Origin of the sequence: Planctomicrobium aquicomposti (assembly GCF_051466325.1) — a bacterium.
GTDB lineage: Bacteria > Planctomycetota > Planctomycetia > Planctomycetales > Planctomycetaceae > Planctomicrobium.
On sequence record NZ_CP195792.1, the window covers coordinates 714,331 to 727,430 of the forward strand.

Genomic DNA, 13,100 nt, shown 5'->3' on the forward strand with positions numbered 1-13,100 from the left:
TGAAAAGAGAGGGACGGACTTCAGGTGGTCGGGGCGGCTCCCGCCAGGATCAACGGAAAGGGTGACTCCACGTGGCGCGTCCGGAGAGTGCTGGACGGCATGTCTCGCAGCCGGGTGAGGCGGGTCCTGTAGATCCGGGATCGTCGCTGCGGTACACTGGGAGTTCGCCGTTTTCGTCCGTTGAAACTGAGTGTGCGTGCAATGGTTGAGCAGATTGTGGGGAAGCTCCGCGTGACAGCGGACGACCGTTTTGCGATCGCGGTCTCCCGGTACAACGAAGAGGTGACTCGCCCCCTGCTGAGCGGGGCGGTGGAGACTCTGGTCCGTCACGGGGTGGCGGAAAGTCACATTACCGTCGCCTGGGTGCCGGGAGCCTTTGAGCTCCCGGTGGTGGCCACAAAACTGGCTAATAGTCACAAGTATTCTGCTGTGATTGCCTTAGGGGCGGTTGTGCAGGGGGATACAGACCACCACGATTACATCAATCACGCGGTGGCTCAGGGGCTGACGGTGGCTGCCCAGAACAGCGGAGTCCCCGTCTTGTTTGGCGTGCTGACCTGCCGTAATATGGATCAGGCACTGCAGCGCGCGGGGGGCCAAATGGGCAATAAGGGGGCGGAAGCGGCCCTCGCCGCCCTTGAAACCGCAAATGTGCTGAAGCAACTGGCAGAACGCTGAGGCCCCTGCGCTCCCCGAGGAATGACCCCTGCGGATGCGCCCCTCCGGTGCCCGACCTGCCTGAACCGCACTGCCCCCTCCTGAGCAGCAGTGAATCATCAACTTTTCAAATTTGAAGCATGAAGTCCGCCGGACGGGCAGTCACCGCGGAATTGAGGATACAATCGAGGTATGGCCAAACGTAGCAAAGGACGCCAGGTTGCAATTCAGATGCTCTATCAGGTCGATCTGAACCCTGATGTGGACGGGCGGATGGTGCGCAACATGATCGCCGACCGTCTGAACGATGAGGATCTGAAGGGTTTCACCTGGTGGCTGTTTGCCGGCGTCATGGAACACCGCGCGGAGCTGGATGAACGGATTCAGTCCGTCGCGGAGAACTGGAAGCTGAGCCGTATGGCGGCCACGGATCGGGCTGTGTTGCGGCTGGGAGCCTTTGAGCTCCTGAAGACGACCACTCCCGTCGGTGTGGTGATCGACGAAGCGATTGAGCTCGCCAAGAAGTTCGGCAGCAGTCAGTCGTCGCAGTTCGTCAACGGACTGCTGGATCGGCTGGTTCCCAGTGAACGGCGGCAACCGGGTCGACAACGTTCTTCACCACCTCCGGTCGATGCTCCTCCTCCGCCCGAAGCTCCTCAGGAACCGAATTCCTCTACGGACGAAGAGGAATAAACCTCTCTCGTTGACCATCGCTTCCCTGAGCCGGTCCGCGCGAGGAATGCCGCGACTGCGCTCCGCTGCTCTGCCTTTTGGGGAATTGCTGTGCGCGCGTGGCTGTGGGCATCGGTGGTTGTGAACTGTCACAGCACTTCGGCTGGTGACCTATCCGTTCTCGCCACGCGGAAGTGAGCAGGGCAGCATACGAGACGCTGGCTGTGCGGGCTCAGAAAAGAGGACAGGCCGCTCCGGCTGATGATCGCGGGTCAAAACGCGAAGGCCCGCCGGCAAACATGCCGACGGGCCTGGCGTCTCACTCAACCAGTTTCACTCACTCACTCACTCACTCACTCACTCACGATCAGCTCGTCTCACCTCAAGCTGATTTTTCACTCTGCTTGCACTGCGATCTGTTGCGGATTACCAGTGATGTCCACCCTTGGGGGCTTCCGGCTTCGCAGGATCGCAGCTGATGTCGCACTGATTGTTATCGCAGTCGTCCTGGACATCGGTGAATGCGGAGCCCACGGTCATAGACTTGGCGTGTCCACCTTTCTTGACCGCCCGGAATCCGCTGAAGAAATAACTCTGGTTCACCGCGCCGATCGCGTCGGCCACATCGTTCAGCTCGGCAACCACGGCATGCTGCACTTCGCTGAGTCCCACGATCATGCCGATGACCACGATGGTCGCCACCAGCACCAGCTCGGCGGAAACGACGAAGCCGGCCTCGTCATTCCAGAGAGCGTTCAAAGTTGTGTTCATAGTGCAGTTTCCCTCGATTCGATTCTTTGTAGCGTGATGGAGAACCAAGCCGTTTCGCGGCAGAGAGACGCAGCGGAAACGGTGGTCACCCGATGCGGGTGAGATGGCAGCTGATCCTGCCTGAACAGAGAATCCATTTCGCAGAGGGTGTGCCGAGCGGCGGCACGAAGAACTGGCAGCGCAACCTAAACGGCTGCGGCAGCTGAAGTAGCAGCGCAGAATCGAGAATCATGCCGGGACAGACCGACCCGCAGCGCGCCAAGCGAGCCTGACATTGCGGAAATGGTCGCATTCAATTTCTCGAACACGCAGGCACCCGTCGCGAAACTGGAAGGGGACCAACGCCCGGTTCGGCGTCACTCTTTTCGCAAGTTTCGGTGGAGGCAGCGTGTTTGGAATCCGGTCGATCTGGGTTGATCATGCAGGGGTGATGCCAAAAGGAGACGTTCCCTGCCCGTGGCATGATGATTCGCCACTCGACTTCGATCGCAATCTAAGTAGCAGTCGAGTGTTGTGGCTCGCTTTGAATTACGGTGCGAAAACGCACCGTTCGCGTCGCCTGCCTGTGGTGTTTCGGCATCTTAACGCGATGTCAGACGCTGTTGAACATTCTGTCTCAGCTGCAGCAGGTCTCTGGGGCCGATGCTTGCCAGCGATCCAGCACCCTGTTGAAATCAGTCCGATGAAATCACCCCTCGATGCCGCCACGCTTTACGCCGCCGAACGGACCTTGCTCGCCTGGATCAGGACCGGTCTGGCGCTAATGGGGTTTGGATTTGTGGTCGCCCGCTTTGGCGTCTTCATGCGGGAGCTGATCGCAGCCCGGGGAGAACCCGTTCCCCCTTCGCAAGGGGCGTCGCTCTGGGCGGGGACGGCCCTGCTGATCCTGGGGGTGGTCGTCAATATCGCCGCGACAATCAAGCATCGTCGTGAACTGCAGCGACTCTCCGAGGGACTGCCGCTGCCCGCTTCATTTTTCTCGTTGGGAACCGTGGTCGCTCTGATTCTGGCGGCGATTGGTCTCCTGATGGCGGTTTATCTGGTGTTGGGGCTGGGAGCGTTTGAGGGCTGATGCGTCTCGTCTGTGGGGGCGGTCATTGTGGGGGCTGTTGCGGAGTGTCCGGAAATGAAAAAACACCCGCCTCTCAGTGAGACGGGTGCCGTGTGTCGCTGCCTGCGGTGGTGGGCGGGTTTCAGTTCTCGCCGACCGAGTGCTCGTTGCTCCAGACCCAGGTCATGATCTCCGGAAAGATCGACATGCCGTGCCGCTTGGAGTGCACGCCGGTCGATGTGGCAAAGCGGTAGTCATATCCGGCGAAGGAGAGTGCCGACGCCATCTGCTGATTGGCCAGCCACCAGTTCCCGAGCGTGTTGTTCACATCGTTCTCGCCGTCCTGGAGGAAGACCCGGATTTCTTTTCGCGGATTGGTCTTGCGGATGAGGGCCGGGTAATCGTGCGCCGTTTTCCACGGACCATAGTCATCCTTGTCGAGCTTGAGGGCTCCGCCGTATTCCGGATAGCTGTTCAGCGGCCGGAAATCGCAGTAGGAGCCGACAAAGCTGATGACCCGGCGAAACAGATCGTTGCGATGCCACGCAGCAGTGAACGCGCAGCTCGCTCCGGAGGATGAGCCCATGATGGCATGATCCCAGGGGTTGGAAGAATGGGGAAACCGATCCCGCACGATCGGCAGGATTTCCTCATCCAGAAAGTTCGCATAGCGCGGGGTGCAGGTGTCGTATTCGTTGCTGCGATTGCTCACAGGATCTTTGCCCGCCTCTTTGGCGGGGAAGACTCCCGGATCGATGAAGACCGCAATCGTCACGGGAATTTTCCTCTGGTGAATCAGATTGTCGAGAACGGTACTGACGCTCCCTTCTCCCTTGTAGAAGCCACCCCCGTCATTCACGACCATCAGGCTCGCCTGCTTTTTCGCGGCTGGGTTGTATTGAGCAGGGATGTAGATCCACCATTTGCGTTCGGTCCCGGGGAAGTGCTTCTGACTGCTGAAGACTCCCATTTCCAGGATCTGCCCCTTGGGGACTCCCGGCTGTTCCAGGCCATCGGGCCCCAGCGGATAGTTTTCGAAGCCCATGCGGGGAGCTCGTCCGCCGACAAATCGCCGTCCGTCGACGTCGTACCGGTAATGGATTCCGGTGTTCTCGGCAAACTTCTCCGCCCAGACCCACAGGTCAGTCCCGGGAAGACGGGTCATCGGGACTAGATATCCTCGGTCGCCAGCGACGCTGACCTGCCTGGCCTGTGGCGCCCTCAGACACAAAAAGCCATAGCCCCCACCGTCGTCGGCCTTCTGCTGCAGGTGCTTGTGGTTCCCCTTGGTCAGGTCTTCCGACTTGTATTTGGCCTCAACGAATTTCTGCAGCTCGGCAGCCCCTTCCGCAGACAAGGGAGTCGACGCATGCAGCACGTCGTAAGCATCTTTCACGGACTTGATGGTCTGCCCGAAAGCAGGAGCCGACAGCAACAGGATTGCCGGAAGTATGAGAGGGGCGATGCGCATGGTTTAGGACCTCATCGGGCGGGAAGAAAACGGGGAGACTTCAACCCGTTGTAAGCCATTCACCGGCATCACGGGAAGTCAGTCGCCGCCGCAGCCTCCGCAGCCCCCACCGCCACAGCCCCCGCCTCCGCTGCACCCTGTTGAAGAATCGGCCATCCCTCCCGCCGCAGCCAATTCGCCGCCATCCCGCAGGACATGAAACGTCTGCGAGGCCACCGCATTATTCTTCAGGGCAGCGACCCCGAAGAGACCCGTCGCCAGCATCAGGGGAACAATGGCTGTCTCCTCTGGCGAATTCACACGGTCTCGCAGTGACCGGTGACGGCTGCGCAGTTCACTGACGATCTGACTTCCCCGAGGAGTTGTGCGACGTTTCTTCGCCATGAAGACGATGGCAACAATGCAGGCCACCAACAGGTAAAACAGGAGTTGCACGGGCTTGTTTCTGGCGAGGCCGACAGCGAACTTGCCGACTCCGATGGCCAGCACGGCCACCAGGATTGTGACGGGCACCCGACGGTACGACCAGCTCTCGTCGGGGTCTTCAAGCAAGCCTTCTTCCTGTAAGTAGTCTTCGTACTCCTGCACGACCGGCAATGAGCCGTCGATGATTTCTTTCGCCTCGACCTCTCCGGCCACACCCGCCAGCAGGTGCACGGTCTTTTCCAGCTGAGGGGCATCGTCAGCGACCGCAGACCCCTTCGCGAGCGAGTTTCGTGGGGAAGCGATCGCGATTCCCATCACCTTTTTCGATGCACCCCGCTCGACTGTCCGCAGCGTCCCCTCCTGCATCATTTTGACCATCGCGGTGGCGATTGTCAGGCGCGGGCCCCCTGCGAGTGTCGACAACAGATAGGGATGCTTCTCCAGCTGCTCCAGCTGGTTGTCATCAATTTCCGGTCGCGTGAAGCCCCGTCGCAGGATCGCGCCTGCAGCGATAGCAATCGCCAGCAGGACAAAATAGAACGCCAGAAACTTCTTGCCCGGCCAGTCAAAGACATTGATCGCCTGCCAGTTCTGACCCTGACACCCGGACAGGGCCAGCAGCATGAAGGCGAAGGCCACGAGTCGTTTCATTCTCTGCATGAACAGATGCAGCCGACCTTTCCAGCGGGAACCGGACGAGACGGAATACTGCCGGGCCGGTGTCGGCCAGAGGTCCTTCGGAGGATCGACTCCGAAGACCTGCTGGTATGACTCCAGCGTGCGGGAGTATTGCTGCAGATGCTTGAAATGTTCTGCAGGTCCCCCGGCCGTCGGATTGTGATGCAGCTTCGTTCGGAGCACTTCGCTGCAGAACCGGTCCCAGTAGGACCGGGTGTAGATCAGGTGCAGGTGCCACACCTCATCCACTGCCGTGGAGGGGCTGACCGGATGCCCCGCCGCCACCGCGAGTACGGCGAACCGTCGATACTCCGCGATGGCGCGCGCGGTGAACTGTTCGGTCCAGCCTTGTTCGCGGGCCAGTCTGGCTGCGAACGTCAACCGGGGTTCTCCCTCGTCGAAGCGAAAGGCCTCAACGCGTTCCACCAGCCCCTGAATGTCTGCATCGATCATGCTTGCCCTCCCTTACGCGGTGCGAAACGAAACTCACTTCTGAGCCACTTGGCACGGGAGGAAACAGGTCCCTGATCTATTCAGCCACGTGCCTCACGAACAAGTCGGGTCACTTCCGGGACCACAGAGTCGAGCTTGATCAGCATCGGATCCTGCTCGGTGCGCCACTTCACTTCGGCGACCCCATCCTTCAGCCCCTTGCCACCCACGACCACGCGAAGGGGAATGCCGATCAGGTCCGCATCTTTGAACTTGAAGCCCGGACGGGCGTCGCGATCGTCCATCAGGACGTCGATTCCAGCGGTCTTCAGATTCGCGTACAGCTGCTCGGCCACCTGCATGACGGCCGGGTCGGTGACATTCAGTGGAATCAGCTCGACTTCATAGGGAGCAACCGACATCGGCCAGATGAGGCCGTTTTCGTCATGACAGGTCTCGGCCAGCCCCGCGATGATGCGGTTCACGCCAATCCCGTAGCACCCCATGATGATCGGGTGCCGCTGCTCCTTGTCATCGAGATAGTTCGCATCGAGCGAGACTGTGTATTTGGTCCCCAGCTTGAACACGTGGCCAACTTCGATGCCGTGCACCGAGGTCATCGTGCCGCTGCAGCGCGGACAGGGATCACCATCGGCGGCATTCCGCAGATCGAACGACGTCTCCAGCTGATAGTCGCGTCCCCGGTTCACGCCGGTCAGGTGCTGGTCTTTGGCATTGGCGCCGACGACGGCATCCACCACCGCAGCGGCATCGTGGTCGGCGATCAGGCGGCATTTCAAACCGACGGGCCCGGCGAATCCGACAGGCGCCCCAGTGACCTTCAGGATGGTGTCTTCATCGGCGAGGGCGAGTTCGCTGGCCCCCAGAGCCCGACGGATCTTCCCTTCGTTGGCCTCATGGTCACCACGCAGCAGAACCGCCACAGGGGCTCCGTCCGCCACGAAGATCAGCGTCTTCACAAGCTGTGAAGGCTGGATCTTGAGCATGCGGGAAACCTGCTCGATGCTGCCGGCGTGCGGAGTATCGACCGTTTTGACTTCGGTGCTGCTGGCTGCGGGAGCGCCGGGGGCGGAACGTCCGGTTTCGGCCCGCTCCAGATTGGCGGCGTATCCGCAGTTCTGGCAACGGACGATGCTGTCTTCCCCGTTGGCAGCGGGAATCATGAACTCGTGAGATGCATCGCCGCCGATGGGGCCGCTCTCCGCCTCGACCGGAATGTATTCCAGTCCGCAGCGGGAGAAGATGCGGCAGTAGGCGTCGTACATCTTGCGATAGGCTTCGTCGAGCTGTTCCACCGACGTACTGAAGCTGTACGCGTCTTTCATCAGGAATTCGCTGGTCCGCAGGACGCCAAAGCGGGGGCGTTCTTCGTTCCGGAATTTCGTCTGAATCTGGTAGACGGTCAGCGGCAACTGACGATAGCTGCTGACGAGCCGGGAGATCAGGTCGGTGACCACTTCTTCATGCGTGGGGCCGAGCGCCAGATGCACACGGTGGTCGCGGCGCTTCACCTGAAAGTTGATGAGCACATTGCCGAAGGCTTCGCGACGACCGGTCCGCTCGAACAGCTCGATCGGCTGCAGTGCGGGCATGAACAGCTCGACGGCTCCGGCGGCATCCATCTCCTGCCGCACAATGTTTTCTGCTTTGCGCAGTGCCCGATACCCCAGCGGGAGATACGTATAGGCGCCCGCCATCAACTGACGGATCAGTCCGGCGCGCAGCATCAGCCGATGACTTGGAATCTCCGCATCGCTCGGATCTTCCTTCATGGTGGGAATCAGGGTCTGCGACCAGCGCATAGGGGATCACTTCGGCTAGGACGATTTCAGAATGGGATTTCGCCCCGAATCATCTTCTGGAAACGGGACTCTGTCGAGTGAGCGGACAATGAATTGCGGCAAGAAAAGAGTCGAAGCCGTGGGTGTCTTGCGGCGGAGACGGAGTTCGCGGGAGCCGGTCAGCCCTGGCTGCGATAGTGGCTGCTGACCCGGTTCAGGAAGCGGCGTTCGGCATCGGAGAGCGACTGCATGCCATGCTGGTGGACTTTCTCCAGCAGTTCATCGACCCGCCGTTCGGTCTCCAGCCGTTCCTGCTGTTCGCGTTGGCGGCGTTTTTCCGCACGCTGCTGCTTCCAGCGGGCAATCGGCCCAAGTGTCGGTGGGGCGTCGGGGTCGTCTTCGAGGTCCCGATGTGTGAGGCTCGTATAGCCCTGCGAAAGGTCGTAATCCATGAACGATTCGTCGAGCTGCCGGGCAATCTGGACATTCCAGTGTTCATAGAGAGCAAACAGGCTGAGCGGCCAGGCGATCAGCATCAGCTCGATCGATTGGGCCATGGAGGCCACGAGCAGCACAATGAAGCTCAGAATGATGCCGACCCATAAGGTGCCGAGCCGCGCGGTCGGCCGGTCCCACCAGATGCGGGCCACGGTGTAAAACAGCTGTCCAAAGTCCAGCGGATAAATCGGCAGAAGATTGACCATCAGCAATTTGAAGTTGATGGCGAACAGCAGCGTGCCAAGTGCGCCGAACAGGTCGTTCGAGAGCGAAACTTCCGGCAGCGACAACAGCCGCATGGCAGCGTCCGCCTGGCCGGATTTAATGATCACGGGCAAGGTGATCAGGCAGAGGACGGCGTGGACGAGGACACCGGCGATCGATGTCCAGATTTCTGCTCCGAGACTGGGGCCGGGAGTGGCAAATGTCAGGCCGCCGAGGGGCCAAAGAATCACTTCGTGTCCGTTTCCGCCAGTGTATCGGGCGGCCAGAACATGACCGAATTCGTGGCAGAGCACACTGAACAGCAGCAGTGACGTGACCGCCAGCCCCAGCGGCATGCCCAGCTGGGAGACGACATAAATCGCGAACACCAGAAACCAGATGTTGATACGGACGTCGGCATGGAACCAGCGTCCCAGCCATACACTCAGCCACAATGGGTTCTGGCGGATATCCATGCAAGCCACGCAGGCCACCGTGGGCCTGACTCCCTGGTTGTTCGGTTGCGCAGCTTTGAATTTTATCACCGGTCAGAAACAGTGGCAATTCGGTGTTCCGTGGTTCGCAGCTGTTCCTCGCGAATTTCCGGCTCTGGATTGAGGGCGATGGAAGCGGTGTTTCGGCAATTCTTGCAACTTGCCGGGAGGGGGGGCGGGAGGACTGAAATTGCTGTTGACCGAATTTTCCTGTCGGGGCAAACTCCCGCTCCCACTGGACTGAGATCCTGAAACAGTCCTGATCCCCACAGATTTCCCCTCGTCAAAGTCACTTCACACACTTGCCTTGCGGCACGCGTCGCGAGTCAGAGTCGTTGTTCCATTCGGCCGTGGAGACAGCGAATTGCCATATCGTCGGCCGAGAACCGAAGGAAGAATCCCAATGAAACTGGTTCGAAGCTTGTCGCGTGCCGCATGCGTTCTGTCGGTTTGCGGAATGCTGGTTCCCAATGCGGTCATCGCCGCTCCCGCCGCTCCTGCGAAGGCAGCCGTGGCAGCCAAGGATGTCTCCCTGGCACCCAACGGTGGACTGGTCGGCGTGTTGGTCAACCCGACAGGCCAGCCGGTGGATGGAGCCGTGATCAGTGTCCGTCGCGGCGGCAAGGAAGTGGCCCAGACTGTTTCCTCCGCACAGGGAACCTTTGAAGTCGCCGGCCTGAGCAGCGGTGTTTATGAGGTCGCTGTCGGACAGAACGCCAATCAGATTCGGGTCTGGCCGTCGAACGTGGCTCCCCCCTCTGCCAGCAAGCAGCCGGTGTTCGTGGTCGGTAATGCCACCCGCGGCCAGTACGGAACCGGCCTGAGCGGCATCGATTTCATCTCGCTGACGACACTGGGTGCCTCGGTGACCGCCGCTGTGCTGGCCGGAATCACCCTCGGCAAGGTCAATGACGTCGAAGACGAGCTCAAGAGCCCGTGATTTCCGGTCTCAATAGATACAAGTTCTGATCAGGCACACCTCTCTTGGGTGTGCCTTTTTTTGCAGCAGGGTCGTATAAACCCTGCGGTCGCTGCCGGCAGAGAAATCTGAACCGCACCCAAACCAAAACATTCAGGAAGTTTGCGACAAGGGTAGGGCTGGCTTGACTGACGGCGCAAACAGTTCATAAACTCTCCGGTCTTCCCCACTGCGGGGATCGCGAGTTTTCAGCTTGCGGGTGTAGCTCAGTTGGCAGAGCACCACGTTGCCATCGTGGTTGTCGAGGGTTCGAATCCCTTCACCCGCTCTTGTGATCAAGACGTTTGATCCAAAGCGCAGAGGGGCCGACGCGAATGCATGCGGTTGGCCAAATCAACATGCGGCCTGCGATCTGAAAAGAAGGTCGCCGGCCGATCGTTTTTAGAGGGGTGCGAGCGTGGCAAAGGTCGAAAACCAGTCGGCAGCAGACGAAGCGGCCACGGTGGATGTCGCGGATGCGGCGGAAGAGTCGGGACGGCTGAATCTAAATATTGACATTCAGGATGTCGGCCCCTGCAAAAAGCACGTCCGGATCTCGGTCTCCCGCGATTCGATCGACGAAGTTTACGGCACGCTGGTCCAGGATTACTCCGGCAAGGCCGAAGTCCCCGGTTTCCGCGTCGGGCACGTTCCGGCCGACCTCGTCAAGAAGCGCTTCAAGAAAGAACTCTCCGATCAGGTGACCCAGCGGGTCCTGATGGCTAGCCTCGAACAGCTCGGCGAAGATTCCGGTATCGACCCGATCAACGAGCCGAATCTCGACCTCGACAGCATCGAGCTCCCCGAAGAGGGGGATTTCGAATTCGAATTCGACGTGGAAGTTCGCCCGGAATTCGATCTCCCCGCGTACAAGGGGCTCAAGATCGAACGTCCGTCGCGGGAAATCTCCGACGCCGACGTCGATGCCTACCTCGATCAGTTCCTGCAGCAGTACGGCCAGCTCGTTCCGGTGGACGCTCCGGCTGCCAAGGGTGACTTTGTCACCGTGAACATCGAATCGACTCACAACGGCAAGTCGCTGGCGAAGCTGGACGAAGTTTCGATCCGCGTTCGTCCTCGTCTCCGTTTCCGTGATGCCGAGTTCAGCGGCTTCGATACCTTCATGACCGGAGCCAAAGCCGGCGACGAAAAGTCGACCGACATTCCGGTGTCGATGGAAGCAGAAACCATCGAAATGCGTGGCGAAAGCGTGCACGTCAAGTTCCAGGTTCTCGACGTCAAACGCCTCGAAACTCCGCCGCTCGACGAAGAGTTCCTGTCCCGCATTGGTGCCCAGTCGGCCGACGACCTCCGTCGCCAGGTCCGCGGCATGCTTGAGCGGCAGGTCAAGTACGAACAGCGTCAGGCCTGCCGTCGGCAGGTGATGTCCAAGATTACCGATTCCGCCAACTGGGATCTGCCGGAAGACCTCGTCAAGAAGCAGGTGGAGAACGCTCTCCGTCGCGAACTGCTCGAAATGCAGCAGGCCGGCTTCACCTCGAAGGAAATTCTGGCACGCGAAAACGATCTGCGGCAGCGGTCGCTCACCATGACCCGCCAGAATCTGAAGGAACACTTCGTTCTGGATCGCATCGCCGAAGAAGAGAAGGTCGATGTGGATGGTGACGATCTGAACGCCGAAATCGCAATGATGGCTCTGCAGCGTGGGGAAAACCCGCGACGTGTGCGGGCTCGCCTTGTGAAGTCGGGGATGATCGAGAATCTCGAAGCCCAGATTCGTGAGCGGAAGGCTGTCGACATCATTCTCGACAACGCCGAGTTCAAAGACGTTGCAATGCCCGCTCCGGTAGAAGCCGAAGTGGAAGCACTCAACCGTTCCATCTGCGGCAGTTCGGCAGTGGAAGCTCCGGAAGACGAAGCAGAAGAGAGTAACGACTGATTCGGATCAGTCGAACGAAGTCAGCGGCCGCGAGTTTTCGCGGCCGTTTTTCGTTTCTGGGCTGTGTTCAGGGAGCAGGGGAGTATCGTTCCGGCAGACGTCACGATATCCTGCATTTCGACAAGAGCAGTCCCCGTTTTTGACCCATGGCGTCGTTCCAGTTTGCCCGGCACGCAACTCCCCGCAGGGCTGGCTGACGCCGTGGCTGCTCCCCGGTTATTGTGCATTGCGGACCGTGCTGTGGCGAACGTTCTCGATCAGATTATTGAGCAGAAGTGGCGCGACATCGCAGCCGCCCGACAGCGACGGTCGCTGGAGGAAGTGCAGAGCGCAGCCTCGCGGGCGCCGGCTCCTCGCGATTTTCTCGCAGCGCTCAAACAGAAGCACCCGATGGGGTTGATCGCGGAAGTCAAAAAGGCTTCTCCCTCGGCCGGGCTGATTCGGGCCGATTTCGATCCGGTGCAGATTGCACAGACCTATGAAGCCAACGGGGCTGCCTGTCTCAGCGTGCTGACTGACGAGCATTTTTTTCAGGGACATCTGCGGTACCTGGAAGAAGTCCGGCGCGCGGTCTCGATCCCGGTGCTGCGGAAGGATTTCATTGTCGATCCGTATCAGGTCTGGGAAGCGCGGGCTAGCGGCGCTGACTGCATTCTGCTCATCGCCGAGTGTCTGGAGGACGAGCAGTTGAGTTCTCTGTACTCGCTCGCGCTGGAACTGGGGATGCACGCCCTGATCGAACTTTACGAGCCGGAGAACCTGGCTCGGGTTCTCGCACTCAACCCCCCCCTGCTGGGCGTGAACAACCGCAACCTGAAGACCTTCGTGACGGACCTCTCCCATACCACGACGCTGCGACAGCGGATGCCGGCGGACATGCTGGTGGTGGGAGAAAGCGGCATTCACTCCCGGGACGATGTGCTCTCGCTGCAAAGGGCCGGAGTGCATGCCATCCTCGTGGGGGAATCGCTGATGCGTGCTCCTGATATCGGTGTGGCAGTCCGCAAGCTGCTGGGCCTCCCGGAAGAGAACCGTTCGGGCTGACCCGTCGCGTTGCAGCGAGCTATCGCTTGAGCAAAGGGGAAC

11 protein-coding genes and 1 tRNA gene are annotated in these 13,100 nt (G+C 60.1%); 7 read left to right on the forward strand and 5 right to left on the reverse strand.

The annotated features are described in order from the left end of the window. Positions 1-201 precede the first annotated feature (201 nt). Positions 202-678, forward strand: a complete 477-nt coding sequence (gene ribH / locus SH664x_RS02710) for a 6,7-dimethyl-8-ribityllumazine synthase (RefSeq protein ID WP_437204832.1) — start codon at positions 202-204, stop codon at positions 676-678. A 171-nt stretch (positions 679-849) separates the two neighbouring features. Next, positions 850-1,350, forward strand: coding sequence for a transcription antitermination factor NusB (nusB, locus tag SH664x_RS02715; protein ID WP_437204833.1), 501 nt, complete (start codon positions 850-852; stop codon positions 1,348-1,350). A gap of 405 nt (positions 1,351-1,755) precedes the next feature. On the opposite strand, the gene SH664x_RS02720 is transcribed toward nusB, so the two are convergent. Next, positions 1,756-2,100 carry a hypothetical protein gene (locus SH664x_RS02720; RefSeq protein ID WP_437204835.1) on the reverse strand — a complete coding sequence of 115 codons (345 nt, stop codon included), beginning with the start codon at positions 2,098-2,100 and terminating at the stop codon, positions 1,756-1,758. A 682-nt stretch (positions 2,101-2,782) separates the two neighbouring features. On the opposite strand from SH664x_RS02720, the gene SH664x_RS02725 reads away from it, so the two are divergent. Continuing rightward, positions 2,783-3,172, forward strand: coding sequence for a YidH family protein (locus tag SH664x_RS02725; protein ID WP_437204836.1), 390 nt, complete (start codon positions 2,783-2,785; stop codon positions 3,170-3,172). A 121-nt stretch (positions 3,173-3,293) separates the two neighbouring features. Here the strand turns inward: SH664x_RS02725 and SH664x_RS02730 are convergent, their stop codons facing one another. The 4 genes from SH664x_RS02730 to SH664x_RS02745 form a co-directional block, all read right to left on the reverse strand. Continuing rightward, positions 3,294-4,622 carry an alpha/beta hydrolase-fold protein gene (locus SH664x_RS02730; RefSeq protein ID WP_437204838.1) on the reverse strand — a complete coding sequence of 443 codons (1,329 nt, stop codon included), beginning with the start codon at positions 4,620-4,622 and terminating at the stop codon, positions 3,294-3,296. 78 nt (positions 4,623-4,700) lie between these two features. Continuing rightward, complete coding sequence (locus SH664x_RS02735; RefSeq protein ID WP_437204840.1) at positions 4,701-6,179, reverse strand: TIGR04222 domain-containing membrane protein; 1,479 nt, start codon at positions 6,177-6,179, stop codon at positions 4,701-4,703. An 80-nt stretch (positions 6,180-6,259) separates the two neighbouring features. Beyond that, positions 6,260-7,981: a proline--tRNA ligase gene (locus SH664x_RS02740; RefSeq protein WP_437204842.1), complete on the reverse strand. Its 1,722-nt coding sequence runs from the start codon at positions 7,979-7,981 to the stop codon at positions 6,260-6,262. A gap of 158 nt (positions 7,982-8,139) precedes the next feature. Further along, positions 8,140-9,156 carry a site-2 protease family protein gene (locus tag SH664x_RS02745; protein ID WP_437204844.1) on the reverse strand — a complete coding sequence of 339 codons (1,017 nt, stop codon included), beginning with the start codon at positions 9,154-9,156 and terminating at the stop codon, positions 8,140-8,142. 403 nt (positions 9,157-9,559) lie between these two features. On the opposite strand from SH664x_RS02745, the gene SH664x_RS02750 reads away from it, so the two are divergent. From SH664x_RS02750 to trpC, 4 genes are all read left to right on the forward strand, one after another. Then, on the forward strand, positions 9,560-10,096 hold the full coding sequence (locus tag SH664x_RS02750; protein ID WP_437204846.1) for a carboxypeptidase-like regulatory domain-containing protein: 537 nt from the start codon (positions 9,560-9,562) through the stop codon (positions 10,094-10,096). Between the two features lie 234 nt (positions 10,097-10,330). After that, positions 10,331-10,403, forward strand: a tRNA-Gly gene (locus tag SH664x_RS02755). Positions 10,404-10,532: 129 nt separating this feature from the next. Beyond that, positions 10,533-12,014: a trigger factor gene (gene tig, locus SH664x_RS02760; protein ID WP_437204848.1), complete on the forward strand. Its 1,482-nt coding sequence runs from the start codon at positions 10,533-10,535 to the stop codon at positions 12,012-12,014. A 162-nt stretch (positions 12,015-12,176) separates the two neighbouring features. Further along, positions 12,177-13,058 (forward strand): indole-3-glycerol phosphate synthase TrpC, encoded by an 882-nt coding sequence (trpC, locus tag SH664x_RS02765; protein ID WP_437204849.1) that lies wholly within the window; start codon positions 12,177-12,179, stop codon positions 13,056-13,058. Positions 13,059-13,100: the final 42 nt, after the last annotated feature.